The following is a 19,363-nucleotide window of genomic DNA, read 5'->3' as shown; positions in this document are numbered from 1 at the left end:
TTTCTTAGTTTAAATTACGGTCTAAACGAAATTGTAGCCGCAGAGCTGAAGATTACTTGTTATTTTTTTTATACTTATGCAGTAAGTCTAAAGGAATGTGGCAATAAGAGTGGTCATTAGGGTGTAAGGTTAACCTATCTTGATGTTCTGCATCACTTGGAATATAATTTGTTAAAGGAAGTACTTCAATAGCTATTTTTTTTGTGGTTTTATTTTGAAGGTTTAGTGTCTGTTCTACTTTATTAATGCAATTTTTTGCTTTTAAAAGGTGATTTTGATGATTGCTATAGATACCTGTACGATATTTCTCTCCTACATCATTCCCTTGCTGGTTAATACTATAAGGATTAATAATTTCTAAAAAGTAATGAATTAAATCTTCAATTGATACTACCTTAGCGTCAAAGACAGTTTTGACACATTCGGCATAACCATCATAAGCTGTTTTAGTAGAGTTTGTAGTTCCATTAGCTCTGCCAGCTTGGGTCTCAATCACACCAGGTAGATGTTTTAAAAACTCTTGTACACCCCAAAGGCAGCCGCCTGCAAAATATATAGTTTCTATTGATATTATTTGTTCTTTTTTTGTCATATTTAATTACTGCAAACGTTTTTTGGTAAGTTTTGTTGAGTGTTTAAGCTACTAATTTAAAATAATTACTTTTCTAGAAAATCTATAAGGTTTGTCGAAAATATGCTAAAACTGAACAATAAAATACACCAAATATTAGCTGTAGTTTTTTATCGTTAATCTGTTTGTTTTTTCAATAAAATCTGTAATTCTAAAAACTTGTTTGTTGGAATTAAAAATTGATCTGATACTATAAATTTTTCTAGCCAATTTGTAAAATCTAATAATTCTTCTTGTGTATTTGAATATGGCAAACCTTCTACTAAACTTTCAAATTCCCAATTTGAAGTTTCGGTTTTATCCAAATGCTTAAAATCCTTGTTTAAAAATTTATCTATTATGTATGTATTTGACTTAAATGTTTGAATCAATTTTTGTTCGGCTTGTTTTTTTCTTTTAGTCATAAAAAGAGTTATCGTCCATTCTAAAAGAAAAACAGGGTAACATGCATCGTCAGGGAAATTTTTACTGAACCAATTAAAATAACGCAAAGCTCCTGTATAGTCTTGAATTTTTAAATATTGCTCAGGAGGTAAATATCTGAGACCTCGACCATCGTGATAATGACCACCCCAATGTTTTTTATCTGCAGCAAGTGCTTTTTTTATTTTGTTAATTTTCGTTTTTATTCTTTCAATCTGCTTTGGAGTCATTTTTTCGATTTTAAATTTCAAATTATAGCTAACTTGTTTTACAAAAGTAAATAAAAGGAATATTAAAACTATGATTAATTAAAGTGTTAAACTATAAACTATCGAATCTTTGTGGTGGTTCGTTCTGCTGTTTCTTTTGGAAACGGAGTGAAATTGGAATTATTATATGAACAGATTACCACAATTTTTTATCAAAAATTTTGCAATGACAACAAAATCAAAAAGTAAATACCCCCCTTTCGACTATGCCTAGGAAAAGCTTTTTCGGTGGTTTTTACTGCACGGAATTGGAAGCAGTATTTAGTGAAGTGCAATTGAACGAAATACTGCTGGAGATGGGGATTAAAACATATCATAGTAAACTAAATAACTTTAACTACAATATCCCAATACTCAAATATTATTTTGAATATTGGAATGTTGTTAAAAGATAAATTATTTACTAATTTTTAATTAGTTTTCTACTACTTGTTCCTTTTTGTGTAGTTATAGTTGTAAGATATATTCCTGAAGGAAAACCTGATGCATCAATATCAACTGACATTGTATTTGGGTTTAAATAAATTACTCTTTTTCCAAGTACATTAAATACACTAATTGCTTGAATTTCTTGATCTTTTGTTGAAATTTTCCATAGATCATTTGTTGGATTTGGATATGCCTTTAAACCTTCAATTTCAAATTCTTGAACTTTTAGGGTAGAAAACTGACCAAAAATAAAATCATCAATTTGAAAAATATTAAGATTAGGATCTGTCACAACATCTCCATTTACTTGAATATCAAAAAACACGGAAATTTTTTTATTCGTTGTAGATGTATAGCTTGAAAAATCGAATTTAAGTTCTTGCCAAACACCTGGAGTGGTATAATCAACAGTAACACTATGCTCTAAACTGCTTTCAACTTTTATAGTAACTGGCAATGCTCTTGACCCTTTAACTTTTAATGAAAAACCTTTATTACCTGATGCTAAATCTACCCCACCAGGAACGTCATATTTTATTTGAGACTACCAATCTCTATTTACATCTGATATTTCCCCAACTTCAGAACTTTTATTGATTCCATTTGTTACCGTATTTGTAGCATCATCATTAAAATCGCAATTATACGTTGTAAAAGGAGTTGCTGTTGTAAAATCATAATTAAAAGCTGTTAATGGTACTTGTGGTAAATACAATGCAGGGCCAATAATATCATCAAAGTAAATTACCGAGCCTGTTGTTGTATTTGCGCCACCAACTTTGATCACAATATTGTTCATAAATACATTAGAGGCGTTGCTGCTAAAATCAAAAGTAAGTTCTACCCACTGATTAAGCTGATTGGATGTTACAGAAACTGTAGATTCCATATTATTACCCCAATCTGGTTGGTTTTCTAAATGCAATGTTACATCCACTTCGTGATCTGTCCATACTTTCATTTTAAAAGTAGCTAGCGCTGCTAAATTAAAAGATGTTGGAAATACAGTTGTAGCATTATCTACCCCAACTCCAATACCGTTATCATTACCAGAAATAAATTTCCCAACAAAAGTAGCGTCACTAGAACCATCTGCAGATGATTTGAGAACTTTTTCAAAAGTTGATGAGCCATTCCAACTAGAAAAATTAATATCGGGATTATTGCTGTCGAAATCGACATGTGTTGTTTGCCCTTGAACTTGATACATAAATGCTATACAAAGCATTGTTAAAAATAAAGTAATTTTTTTCATGTTAAATTAAGTTTGAATTAATATAGCACTAAGTAACAACCTACATTAACTCAATACTTAGATTACATCACTTCAAAAACTCATCAAAGCTTAAGACAGAACACATCAAAACCTCCCAATCAAACAATTACACAACTAACAACCAATACCTTAACAACAATCTACTCATAAAACACTTCAATTCTTATCAACTAAAAACATCAATATGCCTTCTGTTTTTTAAGTGTAGAAAACTAATTATTCAACAGAATGAAAACAATATATCAGGAGGCTATCCTTTTAAAATAATTACAGGAAGTGAAGGACAAGTTTACCACTTTTCTGAAGCTGGAAATAAACTGATTTTAAACCACGACCGTGGAGCTTTTGAATTAAAGGGTGAAAATTTAACTCAAATTCAAGATGTTGGAAGTTGGGAATTTATGAATACTAAAATACCAAATCTTGTAATAAGTGGTGACTATAGAGGAATTTCGCTTTTCAGTAACAATAAAGATAACTGGTCTACAATTCGAAAGGTTGAAGGACTAGAAGAGTCTTCAAGAATTATGGAATTTGAAAACGATTCAACACTCTGGATGACACATATTTCAAAAGGTGCTTTTAGAATTGAATTTAATTCGAATTTAAAAATTCAAAAAAAAATTCAAAATTTTGGTAAAAACAATGGTCTTCCTTCTAACATAATGATCGATGTTTACTCCCTAAACAATAAGTTAGTAATTACAACCGAAAAAGGTATTTATGATTTTAATGAAAGCTCTAAAACTTTTAGTCCTAATTTGTATTTTAATAAATGGCTAGGAACAGAGTACATTAGTGATATAGCTTCAAATGATAGTAATAGTATCTTTTATATTCAGCATAAAAAATTCGGGAATTTATATCAAAAAGGGTTTGGTACTTTTGAAAATGAAACCAATATTTTTAAACATATCAACAAATTTATTAGTGATGATTTAGCCAACATATCAATACTTGACAAAAACAATGTACTTATAGGTGCTAAAGAAGGTTTTATTGATTACAACCCTAACAAAAAACTATTCATAAATGATAATTTTAAAGTGTTACTTAGAAAAGTTGAAACACAATCTCCTACAGATTCTTTAACAACTTATAATCCTTCATATGTTGATGAAATTAAAATAACAGAAACCCACTCAATTAAGTTTCACTATGCTGCACCTTATTTTGACGGGTTTGAAGATTTAAAATTCAGCTACAGGCTTTTACCTCTTGATGAACATTGGTCTAAATGGACAAATTCAGGCGAAAAAGAATTTACACATTTACCTTTTGGAAAATATACACTTGAAATTAAAGCTCAGAATATTTACGATTTGGAGAGTGATGTATCAAACTTCTCATTTGAAGTTTTAACACCTTGGTATGTTACAAACTTGGCTAAAATAAGTTATCTAATTTTAATCCTAATTTCTTTAACCTTACTTCCGCTAATCCAACGAAAAAAACACAGAAAAGAAAAATTAATCATTTACGAAAAAAAAGAATTAGCTCTTAAAATTAAAGATGAAGAAATAACTAAATTAGAACATGAAAAACTAAAAACAGAGCTTGATAGTAAAAACGATCAGTTGACAACTATCACAATGCACTTGGTTAAAAACAATGATTTTATTAAAGATATTCAAAATAATATTGTTTCATCTCTAAATCAGGTTGATTCAAAAAAAGAGTTGAAGAGAATAATTAAAACCATTGATAAGGAACTCTCAAACAACGATTCTTGGGATCAATTTGCGTATCATTTTGATCAAGTTCACGGAAATTATTTAAAAAAACTTTCAGAGAATAACATAAAACTTTCACCCAGAGAAATTAAACTTGCTGCATTTTTAAGAATGAATATGAGCTCTAAGGAAATTTCAAAAATGCTGAATATTACTTCTCGTGGTGTTGAACTTGCTAGGTATAGATTGAGAAAAAAATTAAAATTAGAAAGAGAGCAAAACCTAGTTGAATATTTAATTGAACTTGATAATTCTTAATTTAAAATTCATTTTTGTTTACCATCAACTTAACCCTCTTTTATTTGTAAATTAATTTAAAAAATTAGAGCTCAATTACTATATGGAATAATGCTTTTGGCTTACTCTAGCATTTAACATACTACTGAAATAATCATAAGCTCAATTGAAAAAATTATTGTCTCTTATCTATTGATTTTTTTTCAAAACTCAAAAAGTTAAACATCTCACGTAATCTACTCCGAATTCTGGTGCCATATCTTTTTTCAATTTCTCTAGTGTTTAGGTTGGTAGTGATTTGGGTTATGCTTCGGCTCCGCTCAGTAACCAATTGGTTGCTGGTTGTTAGTTTTGTTTGATGAGATCCTGAAACAAGTTCAGGATGACGACCTACTTGGAAAAATCCTCAGTGAATGATAAAATTATGAATCAATACTTCGTCAAGCTCGGTGTGATCTATCATTAATTTTTAAAAAAAATTATAATTCAGTATTCTATACATCGGTTCTATTTACAAATTAAATTAGTATAAAAGACGCCTTCTTGATTCATAAAAGTCCCATCTTTTCTATTCAAGTCCAATCTTCCTCCTTCAAAATTTGTTGCGGATAGTCCTAATTCCTTGTAAATACAAGCTGTAGCAGCAAAATCCCATATACTACCACCGCCGCTTTCTTTTTTCGGAAACTTTAACATACATGCAGGGCCCTTTTCTAGTACATGAATAGCATTTAATACTGATCCTGCCCCAGCAATTTCTTTTACTCCATTCAAACTCAATTCCGCTACGTTTTCATTTAGCAACCTTTCTATTTCGGTTGAACGAGGTGTATCCTTCAACTTTCTATCTGTTACATACGTTAAATAGTCATTTGTATGCTTAATTTTCCAAGTGCTACCATTCTTAAACACCCCATTTCCTTTAATTGCATGATACAATGAATTCGTGCTAGGATCAAATACCACTCCAATATATGGTGTGCCGTCTTTTGATACTAAAGCAATTGATACAGCATATCCTGGATGTTTATTGATAAAAGCAAGCGTTCCGTCCATAGGGTCCATACACCAAAAAAAGTTCTTTTCAAATCGGCTACCATCATCTTCGGTTTCTTCTGATAAAAGTGCTAAATCAAACTGGTCACAAATAGGACGTAAGTGAGAAAGAATTGCTGTTTCACATGCTATATCTACAGCGGTTACGACTTGTGAGGCATAGCTTGATCCACCTTTCTTTTTTTCCACTAAAACATCATTATTCATATACTTCTGAATGACTTTCCCTGCTGAAAGTGCAGCCTTGATTGCTATATTGCTAAGTTGTATTAGATCCATTTTTAAAGATTATTGATTACTTCTGAAGTGATACGTTCACTATAACTATTTATCTTCCAGTGCCCTGGACTCCATCCTTTTAGAAATCTATGAAAGTCTGCCCAAGCTACTCGATATAAAGATCTCCATTCCCTTTCTAGTGCTTCATTTCTTTCCTTCATTTCATTTTGTAAATGCTCGAAATAGGTATCTAGGATTTGAGCTTCCAAACGCTCACACTCTTTTTCGTTTAGACAACTTCCTATAAAATACGCTACATCTTTCATTCCACAACCTCCACCTACATACTGAAAATCTACGCCAGCAACCTGTCCGTCTTTAGCACAACAAAAGTTTGCCAGTTTGGCATCCCCGTGAACAAAAGTTTTGTATTCACATGTATTCAGTTTTTCATCAATGGCAGCAGCAGCGGCTCTCAAACTTTGGTCTTCTAATACTGCTAATTCCTGAGGTCTGGTTCCCAAATGCCAATAGGTTCCTGATTCCCAAAGACCATTTGGAACTTTTCCAAGGTAACTTGCGTGAAATTTAGCCAACCATGCTAAACACTCAACTATTTCTTCCCATATAATAGTGTTCTTACGCAAGGGGTAACCAGCTTCATCCAAATCCTCTAGCACTATTAGCACTTCATCATTTTGCTTCTCAAGGGCAAGGCATTGTGGTAAACGCGCAGCGCTATTTTTACTATATGTGTCATACCATGTAGTCTCTACTTTGTAAGACTTCACTTTTCGTTGATGACCGATATCAGTGTTCCATCCTCGGGGGTGATTTTTATCTATGGGCAACTGAACGTGTTTTACAATAACACTTTCTACAGAAGTATTCTCTAATCCAACTCGTATAATTTTTCCGTACCCACTCCACAATTCTTGGATCACCTCTTTTTCAAATAAAGAAGATGCTCCAGTTCTCTGCAGAATGATTGATTTAAAATATTCATTCATAAGACATCAAATATAACAAAGTATTTATTGGGTGTAAAGTTTGTAATATACTACTGATATAATTACAGGTTGGTATGAATAACTATTGTTTTTCATTTATTAAATTAACATGAATTCTAATGAAATTTGACCTATTGAGCATTACCCACGTACACTATTGTTTTGACTATTAATGGTGCATTAGTTTGTTAGTTTTTTTCATTTATTTTACTTTGAAAAGCTTGTTTCGAAGTAAGTAAAATACCTGCCAATTTTAGCTAGACATTACTTGATATTTATGTTCGTTAAAATCTAAGCATTCATTTTATGAGATGTTGCTGATGGCTATTTTACGTATTTTATATTGTGCTTATCAAATTGTTCTGTGAGGTATTTTACAGAACCAATTACGCCCAAATTACCTTCTGCTCCAGAAACAATTCCAACTAAATATCCATTTGAATCTATTACAGGAGAACCACTTCTACCTACAGGGTTTATATTTTTAGTTTCAGTTAGGATATAATAGTAATTTCCTAAATTTTTATACATTTTCATTTTTATCAATAATGGTAATTTTGAATTTTGTTGGTGCCCCCAACCAACAGAGTACACAAATTCTCCTTTTTTAAGAGGAGTTGTTCTTATTTTTAAAGGATAAATACCACTATTCGTTTGCTTTACTTTGAAAATAATCCAATCTCTATTTTTCAAAGTATTGAATTCTCCTACTAGTTCATTGGAATTCTTATTTATCAATTGACTTATTTGAACATCCTTTTCATTCTGACCTTTAGGATACATTCTCCAATTTACAAAACTACTCCCCAAATCAATTGTACTTAAATCATTACTCTTAAAAACCAAAAAAATGTGTTTACAAGTAACTGCAATTGTATCAAAACCAGTATCAACTAAAAATGAATTTGCAATGTTTTGATAAATTGTATCTGTAAACTTAATTGTATTTGTTAATGCAAAATTAGGCCATTGAGATGTTGTTTTTTTAATCCAAGGTTCTTTCTCAATGATTTTTTCTTGATTTTGACAACTTATAGATATCAAAATTAAAAATATGAAATAATACTTTTTCATTTTAACTGTTTTCTATCAAACTCATTACTCATTTATAATGACCAATGAAAAAATAGGGCTCATCGTTTATCTAAATCTGATAAAAGAATATTTTACTTTAACATAAATGATTTTATTGCCTTCAATTGTTTGAATTACTAATTTATATCATATAGATTTTTTAAACTATGATTTATGTCATTTTGGCTGGAATTGAATGATTGTTCGAATATAACTAAAACACCTATCTAATTTTAGTCAGGTATTTGTTTGTTGCACTTATTTTGATCAAAAAAAATGGTTGTGTTTTATTTCCTGTCATTATAAAACTCGACAATCCAATACTCTTTGTAAGCAGGTATTAACGTTATTTTCACTTGCTAATTGCAGTATTTTAAACATACTAGAAACCCTTAATTTTAAAGGGCTGAGCTGCTAAATTGGTAAACAAAATTCAATTTTTAAATCTGTTTACCTTTTAGCTACCACAATATATGAAATAATATTAAATAATATGATGGTCTAAAAAACAAAAAACCTTGTAAAACATAAGGTTTACAAGGTTTTGAAGTGCTTTGAACACTGTAAAAGTGATGGCACTAGGATTCGAACCTAGGACCGCCTGCTTAGAAGGCAGGTGCTCTATCCAGCTGAGCTATGCCACCATTATTTTTTTTGAAGGTAATAATTAACCTTTGTCGGGGTGGCAGGATTCGAACCTGCGGCCTCCACGTCCCAAACGTGGCGCGATAACCGGGCTACGCTACACCCCGAATGATTATCTTTTAATTTGCGGAGAGACAGGGACTCGAACCCTGGCGACAGTTACCCGTCGACAGATTAGCAATCTGCTCCATTACCACTCTGGCACCTCTCCTAAAAATATGTTATATGAACTTATTTTTGCGAGTGCAAATGTAAGGTTCGAATTACATTTACACAACTTTTTTTCACTATTTTTTTAATAAAAAACAACTTTTTTATTCTGGGTATTCAATTCTAACGTGGTAAATGTTCTTTAACTTCTTCTTTAACACCTTTTTAATGGTTTGTAGCTCCTTAAAAGTAATATCAGCATTCATAAACTGTCCGTCCTCCATTTGCTTATTTACAATCTTTTCAACCAAATTATCAAAAGCTTGTGCTGTTGGTTCTTTTATACTCTTTGATGCGGCTTCTACAGAGTCACACATCATTAAAATAGCTGTTTCTTTTGAAAAAGGAATTGGCCCAGGATATTGAAAATCTTTAGGGTCTGCGCTTCCACTTAATTTTTCTTCAGTTTTATAAAAATAATAAACCAATGTTGTTCCGTGGTGTGTTCTAATAAAATCTATAATTCTATCAGGTATCCTATTTTTTTTAGCAAGTTCAATCCCTTTTAAAATATGATCTACAATAATACTAGCACTATCCTTTGGTGTTAATTCGTTATGCGGATTTACATTGGTAGATTGATTTTCAGTAAAATACATTGGATTTAACATTTTACCAATGTCATGATACAATGCTCCTGTTCTTACCAACATTGAATTTGCATTGATTTCATTAGCAGCTGCTTCAGCCAAATTGGCTACTTGTAACGAATGTTGAAATGTTCCTGGTGCATTTTCTGCTAAAGCTCTTAAAAGCTTTGAATTGGTATTCGATAGCTCTTTCAGCGATTCATCTGACACCAATTTAAATAGTTTTTCAAAAATATAAATTAAAGGCAATACAAATAATGTAGCCGCCCCGTTAATTACAAAGTATAAAAATTTTTCGTAATTTAAATTCTGCGCATTCCCTTCTTGTATAATTGAAAAAGCAAAATAAGCAACAAAATAAACCAAGGTAATTTGTAGCACCGTAATAAATAAATTGGCTCTTTTATATAATTCTGAAACAGTAAGTATGGTTACAATACCTGCTATAATTTGTAAAAATATAAATTCAAAACTGTTGGGTACAATAAACCCTAAAAGCATTACTGTTAACACATAAGTAAACAACCCTAAGCGTGCGTCAAAAAACGCTTTTAACACCAAAGGTAAAGTTACAATTGGAGCTGCATAAATATACTTTGCATCGTACTTCACAAGTACTGTTAGCAATAGCACAACTAAAATAATATTGAAAAATATAAACGTTACTTTGGTGTTATTTTCAAAAATTTCAATACGGTATTTTCTTAAGAATAAAAATAGCATTGAAAAAGCTAAGGCTACCAAAATGGTATAACCTGCAACGATCCAATTGTAATTTGATTTGCTCCAAACCTGTGACTCAAATTCATTTTTGATAGAATTTAAAATAACTAACTTCTCCCCTTCAACAATATCTCCTTTTAAAATTATGCGTTCTTTTTCTGAAATTAAACCTTTGGTATAGGATATTTTTTCCAAATTTTCTTGCAGAGCTTTCTCTGTAAAACTTTCATCAAAACTAACATTTGGCTTTATTTCTTCATACAAAATATTTAAAATCGCATGCTCTTCTTGAGTCATAGGTTGAACTCCCAATTGTGAATTGATGAATGCTAATATTTGTGAGGATTTAAATAATTTTATTGGCGAAATTTTCTGAATGGTATTGCCACTCCTTAACGTTATTTGTAGATTTTTAATTTGTTGTTCGCTTTCGGGGGTTATATATCCGTATTTATAAATGGTATTTAAAATGGAATTAACTTTTGCTTCTACATCAATTTTAAATTGGTCAGACAACTCTGAACTTGCTAAAATAGGAACCACTTTTTCTGAAACTGTTATTTTAACATTTCTTGCAATTTCTTCATTGTATTTAAAAAATTGCTCAGAATTCTCTTTAATCTTTTGAGTTTCAGTTTCAATCTCACTTGCAGATTTCTGAATAGCAAAATCAAAAGGCGCATAGTAATTTTCATACTGCCAAGGTTTCCCTTTTTGAAATTCGTACTTAAATTGCCCTCCTTTCGGAAATAGATACACCACTAAAAAAATGGTTCCTATATATAAAAACAACTTATAAATTAATGAGTGGTTGACAAGGATTTTATTTATTATTTTTTTCACGAAGTATACGTTTGCCTTCCAAAAATAACAATAATTATGGTATGTTCATTTCCAAACACATTTTTATTTTAATTAGAGTTGTTCCAGTCTAATTGGTATATTTTTTTCAACCCAATTTTGATAGGTAGTATAATTGTTATTTTTATGAATTTCAGCAACTTTTTGCAACATAGATTCAATACTAGCTATTGGCTGAATTTGTTGCTTTGAAATTTGCTTTGAAATAGTTAATACTTGATCATCTACATCATTTATAATTTGAGAATTGAAATTTGTAAGCCAGTTTTCTAAAGCATCATTTGTTAAGTGTTCATCAATTATTTTTTCTGTCATTTGCTTACCGTGTTTTTTAGACTCTTGAATATTCCCTCTTCCTGTAACTGCATTTCCCACTGCAAAAACATTGTTAAACCCTGCAACACGGTATCCTTCTGGTTCTTTCATTTTTAATGTACCCCATTCATAATTTAGTCCCGAAATTTGCTCAGGAACGCTTCCTATGGAAGCTATCAACATCGCTGTTTCTAGTTCAAAAAAACTATTTTCTACAGGAATAATACGACCGCTCTCAAGACTTACATTTTGAAAAACAACAGCTACTAATTTCCCGTTTTCTTCTTTAAAACCAACCGGGATTGCCAAAGGAATAAATTCGAAGGCATATTTTTCTAAATATTTATTCAATAATTTTTCTGAAACTTTTTGCGCTGCTTCAATACTTTCCTTTGTATGATCTTTAGGCGATTTCAACGGCATATACTTAGCTGTTCTTCTGTAAACCAACTTTGCTTTTCCAATATTTAATTCTTCAAAAGTTATTCCGTGTGCAGCTAAAACCTTCGGAATTCCTTCTTTTTCTAACGTAAATAAATCTACATCAATTCCTTTATCTAAATACAACTGTTTTTTCACCAACTCAATCATTACAATTTTAACCACGTCTAGTGAAGCCAAACCACCGCCAATAACAACCGTATTATCTCTTAAAAAATAATTATGCCCGTTATAATCGTGTTCGTGTTTATGGTTAAACCAATAAATAAACGGGTTTTGATATACCAATTCTTTATCTAAAAACTGTTCAATAGCAGGAATCGTTAAACGCCTATCACACCAAGCACCATTTGCAATTATTATAGCCGAAAACCCCCAATTATTTAGCAAATCCAAAAACTGAATGTCCTTTCCTATTTTTGTATTTGGCACAAAAGTAATATTTGGATGCGCTAGCTTTCTATCAATTTCTTTAATTTGACGATCTCTTAAATTTACATGCCAATTTGGAAGTCCGTCTTCAATTTTACCATACGGTAATTTATTCATTTCAAAAACCACCACTTTAAATCCACTTTCGGCTAATAAATTAGCTGCTTCAGAACCAGCAATTGAACCTCCAATAACTGCCACATAATGTTTTTTAAACGTTTCATTTTCAGACATAATAAATTCCTTTTTAATTAGTTACTGAAATTAATATAATTACTGGTTTTTTGATGTAATAATTATCACACTGTACAAAGTGTATTTTAAAACCTAAAAAATTAACTAAAAATGCCTAAATTCGCAATTGAAATTTGATCTAAATTTTATGAAAGAAGTTGTTATAGTTTCCGTCGCAAGAACTCCTATTGGGAGTTTTTTAGGTAGTTTATCTACAGTTCCTGCTCCAAAATTGGGTGCTATTGCAATTAAAGGTGCTTTGGCTAAAATAAACTTAAACCCAAACTTGGTAAATGAAGTTTATATGGGGAATGTAATTTCAGCAGGCTTAGGACAGGCACCTGCCAAACAAGCGGCAATTTTTGCTGGAATTCCAAACACTGTGCCTTGTACAACTATCAATAAAGTTTGCGCTTCAGGAATGAAATCGATTATGTTAGCGGCGCAAGCCATTAAATGTGGAGATGCTGAAATTGTAATTGCTGGCGGAATGGAAAATATGAGTAGCATTCCTCATTACATGCCTGGAAGAAAAGCTACAAAACTTGGAAACATAAATATTACTGACGGGTTGTTAGTTGATGGTTTAACGGATGTTTATGATGGGCAACATATGGGTACTTGTGGTGATTTGTGCGCTACTGAATATGGTTTTTCAAGAGAAGATCAAGATAACTTTGCTAATACCTCTTACCAACGTTCTGCGGAAGCTTGGAAAAAAGGTCATTTTAAAAATGAAGTAGTTCCTGTTGAAATACCTCAACGCAAAGGTGAGCCAATTATTTTTTCAGAAGATGAAGAGTATAAAAACGTACAAATGGAAAAAATTGCTACGTTACGACCTGTTTTTAGTAAAGATGGAACTGTTACTGCTGCAAATGCTTCAACATTAAATGATGGTGCTGCTGCTTTGGTATTGATGAGTGCTGAAAAAGCTTCAGCATTAAATTTAAAACCTATTGCAAAAATTAGCGGATATGCCGATGCTGCTCACGAACCTAAATGGTTTACAACTGCACCTGCTAAAGCTTTACCTAAAGCATTAGACAAAGCTGGAATTAAACAAAGTGATGTTGATTATTTTGAGTTAAATGAAGCTTTTTCTGTAGTTGGATTGGCAAATATAAAATTATTAGGATTGGATGCTTCTAAAGTAAATATTAATGGAGGTGCAGTTTCTTTGGGACATCCGTTAGGAATGTCGGGTGCTAGAATTGTAATTGCCCTTACTTCTATTTTAGAACAACAAAATGCCAAATATGGTGCTGCCGGAATTTGTAATGGCGGTGGTGGCGCAAGTGCAATTGTAATTGAACGTGTATAAAAAAATTATATGAATTACGGAATTTGTAATTTAAGTATTATTCCTCTTAGAATTGAACCAAATGATATTAGTGAAATGGTTTCACAAGTGCTTTTTGGTGAACATTTTAAAGTATTAGAAATGCGTAAAAAATGGAGTAAAATTCGTTTAGCATTCGACAATTATGAAGGTTGGATAGATAATAAGCAATTTGAAGAAATTGATGAGGAAACCTACTTTGAACTTAAAACTTCGAGCTCTTTTTTAGCCGCCGAATTAATTGATTTTACAACCGATGAACAACAAAACTTTTTAACCATTCCTATTGGAAGTAGTTTGCCATTTTACAAGAACCAACAACTTGTTGTAAACACTAAAAACTTCAATTATGAAGGTGAAGTTTACAACGGAAAAAAACCTAAAGATTCCCTTATTGAAATTGCGTATAAATTCTTAAACACTCCTTATTTATGGGGTGGAAAAACTCCTTTTGGAATAGACTGTTCAGGCTTTACCCAAATGGTGTATAAACTATGCGGATACAAATTATTACGTGATGCATCTCAACAAGCTACACAAGGTGAAGTACTTAGTTTTATTGAAGAAAGTGAACCTGGAGATTTAGCCTTTTTTGACAATAATGAAGGTAATATAACCCACGTTGGAATTATTATGAACGACAATTACATTATTCACGCACATGGAAAAGTAAGAATTGATCGAATTGATCACAGCGGAATTTTTAATGTAGATACACAAAGACACACACACAAACTACGTGTTATTAAAAAAATAGTATAAAAAAAAGACTGTATTTTGGTTGTTTGTTGTTAACTATTGTTACTCAACTATTGAACTACATAAAAAATGTGAGATTGCCTATTCTTTTACTCTTTCCTTTTCTTCTTTTTTATTTGAAATCTTAGTGTATCTTACAATTCCATTAATGAAATGAAATCGACATTAGGAGCGTCACGAACTCTTCATAAAATAATAAATGTGTGAGCTAACCAAAAGTCTAGTCTAATTTATTTTTTTGTAAGACCACTTAAAAAATGCTATCCAAAATATTTAATCTTTTAGAATTAGAATTTTAATCAACTTCTCATTTACATAATAATTTCCTGTTCCTAATTTTTCTTTTTTAAGAACTTTGTCTTTTGCCAATTGATTTAAATATTTAGAAGCTGTAATTCTTGAAACTCCTAAATCGTTCTCAATAAACTCAATTTTTGTATATGGATGTTTAAATAAATTATTCAATAAGTCTTGACTATAAAATTTGTAATTATTTCGCAATAAATTTTTATACTCAAATATCAAATCTCTTATTTTTCTAATAAGTACAATCGTTTCTTTTGAAATTTGCTCTATGCTATCTAACATATATAAAATCCAATTTTCCCAATTGTCAGTTTCTCTAACTTCTTGTAAAAGTTTATAATAATCAGCTTTGTGTTCAATTATGTATCGACTTAAATACAAAACAGGTAAGTTCAATAAATTGTTCATTACTAAATACAAAACATTGATAATTCGTCCAGTTCTTCCATTTCCATCATAGAAAGGATGAATACTTTCAAATTGGAAATGAATTATAGCCATTTTGACCAATGTATCAAATTCGGATATATTTTCATCGTTGATGTATTGTTCTAGATTTCTCATTAAATCTAAAATAGTATCATATTCTTGTGGAGGCGTATATACTATTTCTCCAGTTGTTGCATTTTTCAAAGCAGTTCCTGGTACTTTTCTGAATCCAGCATTATTTTTCTCTAACTCAGATTGGATTTCAATGATATCATTATTCGTTAATATTTTATTTTTTTTAATTAACTCAAATCCTTTCTTTAATGCAGAAATATAGTTTTGAACTTCTTTTGCATTTAAAGACTTAAAACTATCAAGATTTAATTCTGCTTTAAATATGTCATCGTGAGTTGTTATAATATTTTCAATAGCAGAACTATCTTTAGCCTCTTGAAGTCCTAAAGTATTTATTAAAATAGTTGAATTTGGAATGCTTGATACAATTCCTTTTAACTCTGCTAAGGCTCTGTGAGCTGAAGCTAATTTCTTAAGAACTTTTTTAGTTTCAACATCTTGCTTTAGAGGTAACTTTTTTAATTTTTCAGATTCCATTATGTATAGAAATATTAATTTTCTTTACAAATTTAATTCATTATGATAAGATAACTCAATTTTCTTATCATAACTTTTTAATATGATAACATATTTAACTTTATTTATCATACGTTTTGTCGGAGCCATTATTTTAAATATCCCCTTTTTTACCTGTCATTTAAATTCTTGTTGGTAGGTGGTTCACGTTTAACCACTAGCTTAAAAAGCAACTTCTCTGTTCTGAATTCTAACCGTATTAGTCTTAGCTTTCAACAATCAAATGTTTTTCTAAACGAATGAAAGTTTTTAAAGAATCTCATCATCTTTAATTGAAACCTCAATATTATAGATTTCTGCCTTTATGTGAATGACATTACTTTTTTAGTATAAAGTTACTTACTCTTTCTAAACATTAGATAAAAACCAACTAGTATCAAAGGGATACTTAACCACTGCCCTGTATTTAAAGCCCAACCGGCACGCTCATCAACTTGTGCTTCTTTAAAGAACTCTACAACAAATCGTGCAGACCACATTAATACAAAATACAAGCCGAATATGTAGCCATACTTTTCTTTTTTGTCAGTCTTCCAATACACAAACCATAATATAGCAAATATAACAACGTAACTAAATGCTTCATACAATTGTGCTGGGTGACGCGGAAAATCTTCTCCTAATCTTCTAAATATAAAACCGTAATCTGAGTTTGTTGGTTTTCCAATAATTTCAGAATTCATTAAGTTTCCTAAACGTACAAAGGCACCACCTATTGAAGAAACTACAACTACTCTATCTAAAATATATAATAACGGCTTTTTAAGAATTTTTCTACTAAAAATATATAACGAAATAATGATTCCAATGGCGGCTCCGTGGCTAGCCAAACCTGCAAAACCTGTAAATTCAAATTTTGGAGAAAAACGAAATGGTAAAATAACTTCTAGTGGTTTTTCAAACAAAAATTGAGGATCATAAAAAATAAAATGTCCTAACCGCGCTCCTAACAACGTTCCAACAACAACATAAATAAATAATGAATCTACTTTCTCTAAAGGAATTTTATCTTCAATAAATATTTTTTTCATTAAATGCAATCCTAGCATAAATGCGATTACAAACATTAAACTGTAGTATCGAATGGCAAACGAACCAATTTTAAAAATTTCTGGTGCTGGATTCCAATCTATTTGAAGTAAAGTCATTTATTTTATTTTAGTACTGTAAATATAATTTATTTATGCAGGAAAAAGTTTAAGAATTACTTTTTTAACTCATCCTTTTCAGGAACTGGATCATAACCGCTTCCACCCCAAGGATGGCAACTTCCAATTCTTTTTATTGCCAACCAACCACCTTTAAAAACACCGTGCTTTTGCAAAGCTTCTAACGTATAATGCGAACAAGTAGGCGAATACCTGCAACTTGAAGGTGTGTAAGGTGAAATGGCCGCTTGATAAAAACGCACCAACCAAATAAATGGAATTGCCAATATTTTAGTGATGCTTTTCAATTTAGTTTACAGAAAAAGAGGTCCCGTCTTTTCCATCTTTTAATTGAATTCCTAAAGCTGCTAATTCATCTCTAATTTTATCAGACAATGCCCAATCTTTATTATCACGTGCATCTTTACGCATTCCTATCAACATTTCTACAACTCCTGATAATTTATCTGAACTATCTTCTTGAAATTCATTTTTAAGTCCTAAAACATCAAAAACAAACGCGTTGATTGTTTCTTTAAACGCTGTTAAATCTTCCGCAGAAATGGTTTCTTTTTTAGTAATTAATAGGTTTACAAATTTTACAGCTTCAAACAAATTAGCAATTAACATTGGCGTGTTAAAATCATCATTCATTGTGGCGTAACATTGCTGTTTCCAAGCCTGAATATCAATAGAAGAAGTTTTACTCACCTCTATATTATCTAGACTACTCACAGCCTCCATTAATTTAATATACCCCTTTTCTGAAGCTTCTAAACCTGCACTTGTAAAATCTAAAATGCTACGATAATTGGCTTGTAACATAAAAAAACGAGTAGCACTTGGTGAAAATGCTTTGCTTAAAATGTCATTCTCTCCTGAAAATATTTCATTTGGTAAAATATAATTCCCTGTTGATTTTGCCATTTTCTGACCATTTAAAATCAACATGTTTGCGTGCATCCAATAATTTACAGGATTTACACCATTATTAACTTTAGATTGCGCAATTTCACATTCGTGATGTGGAAATTTTAAATCCATCCCACCCCCGTGAATATCAAAAGTTTCTCCTAAATATTTTGTACTCATTGCTGAACATTCTAAATGCCACCCAGGAAAACCATCGCTCCAAGGCGAAGGCCAACGCATAATATGACGTTCATCGGCTTTTTTCCAAAGTGCAAAATCTTGTGGATTTTTCTTTTCACTTTGTCCGTCTAATGTTCTTGTATTATGAATAGAATCTTCAATATTTCTTCCTGAAAGAATTCCGTAATGTTCATTTTCGTTGTATTTTAACACATCAAAATAAACAGAACCATTCACTTCATATGCCAACCCTTTTTCTAAAATATCTTTGATAATTTCAATTTGCTCTACAATATGACCAGTTGCTGTAGGTTCAATGCTTGGAGGTAAATTATTAATGGTTTGTAAGGTTTCATGAAAATCAACCGTGTAGCGTTGCACTACTTCCATTGGTTCAATTTCTTCTAAACGTGCTTTTTTAGCTATTCGGTCTTCACCAGCATCTGCATCATTTTCTAAATGGCCAGCATCTGTTATATTACGTACATAACGCACTTTGTAACCTAAGTGTTTTAAATATCTAAACACCATATCAAACGACATAAAAGTTCTTACATTTCCTAAATGCACATTGCTATACACTGTTGGTCCACAAACATACATTCCAACTTTCCCTTCAATTACAGGTGTGAAAATTTCTTTAGATTTACTTAAAGAGTTGTAAATTTTTAACTGATTTGTTTTGTATAATTCCATTTATGTATGCTTGTTTTTGAATTTGTAAAGATAATAACAAATATGTAATGGAAAAATTAATACTACACAGGATTTGTCAGCAATTTAAAAGGCTAAAAAACAATGTATCATTCAATTTATACAAGTTAAAAA

At 31.0% G+C, this 19,363-nt stretch carries 16 protein-coding genes and 3 tRNA genes; 3 read left to right on the top strand and 16 right to left on the bottom strand.

Translation table 11 applies throughout. The features are described from left to right. Positions 1-52 precede the first annotated feature (52 nt). The 4 genes from CHB67_RS00275 to CHB67_RS00260 all read right to left on the bottom strand — a co-directional run bounded on the left by CHB67_RS00275 (position 53) and on the right by CHB67_RS00260 (position 3,007). Positions 53-592: a peptide-methionine (S)-S-oxide reductase gene (locus CHB67_RS00275; protein WP_089379741.1), complete on the bottom strand. Its 540-nt coding sequence runs from the start codon at positions 590-592 to the stop codon at positions 53-55. Between the two features lie 155 nt (positions 593-747). After that, complete coding sequence (locus tag CHB67_RS00270; protein ID WP_245813370.1) at positions 748-1,305, bottom strand: hypothetical protein; 558 nt, start codon at positions 1,303-1,305, stop codon at positions 748-750. 421 nt (positions 1,306-1,726) lie between these two features. After that, positions 1,727-2,209 (bottom strand): T9SS type A sorting domain-containing protein, encoded by a 483-nt coding sequence (locus CHB67_RS00265; protein WP_176461175.1) that lies wholly within the window; start codon positions 2,207-2,209, stop codon positions 1,727-1,729. A gap of 87 nt (positions 2,210-2,296) precedes the next feature. Continuing rightward, entirely contained in the window at positions 2,297-3,007 is a 711-nt protein-coding gene (locus CHB67_RS00260; RefSeq protein WP_089379738.1) for a hypothetical protein, read from the bottom strand. Positions 3,008-3,429: 422 nt separating this feature from the next. Here CHB67_RS00260 and CHB67_RS00255 point away from each other — a divergent pair, with 422 nt between their 5' ends. Next, positions 3,430-5,019, top strand: coding sequence for a helix-turn-helix and ligand-binding sensor domain-containing protein (locus tag CHB67_RS00255; protein WP_089379737.1), 1,590 nt, complete (start codon positions 3,430-3,432; stop codon positions 5,017-5,019). A 486-nt stretch (positions 5,020-5,505) separates the two neighbouring features. Here CHB67_RS00255 and CHB67_RS00250 read toward each other — a convergent pair whose 3' ends face one another. The 8 genes from CHB67_RS00250 to CHB67_RS00215 form a co-directional block, all read right to left on the bottom strand. After that, positions 5,506-6,333 carry a 3'(2'),5'-bisphosphate nucleotidase CysQ family protein gene (locus tag CHB67_RS00250; RefSeq protein WP_089379736.1) on the bottom strand — a complete coding sequence of 276 codons (828 nt, stop codon included), beginning with the start codon at positions 6,331-6,333 and terminating at the stop codon, positions 5,506-5,508. Positions 6,334-6,335: 2 nt separating this feature from the next. Next, positions 6,336-7,283, bottom strand: coding sequence for an oxidoreductase family protein (locus CHB67_RS00245; protein WP_089379735.1), 948 nt, complete (start codon positions 7,281-7,283; stop codon positions 6,336-6,338). 324 nt (positions 7,284-7,607) lie between these two features. Then, complete coding sequence (locus CHB67_RS00240) at positions 7,608-8,357, bottom strand: S1 family peptidase (protein ID WP_089379734.1); 750 nt, start codon at positions 8,355-8,357, stop codon at positions 7,608-7,610. 570 nt (positions 8,358-8,927) lie between these two features. Next, positions 8,928-9,001 (bottom strand) — tRNA-Arg (locus CHB67_RS00235). 33 nt (positions 9,002-9,034) lie between these two features. Further along, positions 9,035-9,109 (bottom strand) — tRNA-Pro (locus tag CHB67_RS00230). 20 nt (positions 9,110-9,129) lie between these two features. Next, positions 9,130-9,213: transfer RNA gene (locus CHB67_RS00225), tRNA-Ser, on the bottom strand. Positions 9,214-9,316: 103 nt separating this feature from the next. Further along, the gene (locus CHB67_RS00220; RefSeq protein ID WP_089379733.1) at positions 9,317-11,368 is read right to left on the bottom strand and encodes an HD family phosphohydrolase; all 2,052 of its coding nucleotides are present in this window, start codon (positions 11,366-11,368) and stop codon (positions 9,317-9,319) included. Between the two features lie 72 nt (positions 11,369-11,440). Continuing rightward, the gene (locus CHB67_RS00215; RefSeq protein WP_089379732.1) at positions 11,441-12,808 is read right to left on the bottom strand and encodes an FAD-dependent oxidoreductase; all 1,368 of its coding nucleotides are present in this window, start codon (positions 12,806-12,808) and stop codon (positions 11,441-11,443) included. Between the two features lie 148 nt (positions 12,809-12,956). On the opposite strand from CHB67_RS00215, the gene CHB67_RS00210 reads away from it, so the two are divergent. Both CHB67_RS00210 and CHB67_RS00205 read left to right on the top strand, forming a co-directional pair. Then, positions 12,957-14,132 (top strand): acetyl-CoA C-acyltransferase, encoded by a 1,176-nt coding sequence (locus CHB67_RS00210; RefSeq protein ID WP_089379731.1) that lies wholly within the window; start codon positions 12,957-12,959, stop codon positions 14,130-14,132. Positions 14,133-14,141: 9 nt separating this feature from the next. Next, positions 14,142-14,912 (top strand): C40 family peptidase, encoded by a 771-nt coding sequence (locus tag CHB67_RS00205; protein WP_089379730.1) that lies wholly within the window; start codon positions 14,142-14,144, stop codon positions 14,910-14,912. Positions 14,913-15,182: 270 nt separating this feature from the next. Here CHB67_RS00205 and CHB67_RS00200 read toward each other — a convergent pair whose 3' ends face one another. The 4 genes from CHB67_RS00200 to cysS all read right to left on the bottom strand — a co-directional run bounded on the left by CHB67_RS00200 (position 15,183) and on the right by cysS (position 19,231). Further along, entirely contained in the window at positions 15,183-16,256 is a 1,074-nt protein-coding gene (locus CHB67_RS00200; RefSeq protein ID WP_089379729.1) for a Fic family protein, read from the bottom strand. 374 nt (positions 16,257-16,630) lie between these two features. Next, entirely contained in the window at positions 16,631-17,443 is an 813-nt protein-coding gene (lgt, locus tag CHB67_RS00195; protein WP_089379728.1) for a prolipoprotein diacylglyceryl transferase, read from the bottom strand. 56 nt (positions 17,444-17,499) lie between these two features. Continuing rightward, positions 17,500-17,742, bottom strand: a complete 243-nt coding sequence (gene yidD / locus CHB67_RS00190; RefSeq protein WP_089380193.1) for a membrane protein insertion efficiency factor YidD — start codon at positions 17,740-17,742, stop codon at positions 17,500-17,502. 10 nt (positions 17,743-17,752) lie between these two features. After that, a complete protein-coding gene (cysS, locus tag CHB67_RS00185) occupies positions 17,753-19,231 on the bottom strand; it encodes a cysteine--tRNA ligase (protein ID WP_089379727.1) in 1,479 nt (492 codons plus the stop codon). Positions 19,232-19,363 lie beyond the last annotated feature (132 nt).

Source organism: Lutibacter agarilyticus (genome assembly GCF_900188235.1).
GTDB classification, from domain to species: Bacteria; Bacteroidota; Bacteroidia; order Flavobacteriales; family Flavobacteriaceae; genus Lutibacter; species Lutibacter agarilyticus.
The sequence above is the reverse complement of the archived record's forward strand: the minus strand, read 5'-3'. Positions and strand labels throughout refer to the sequence as shown.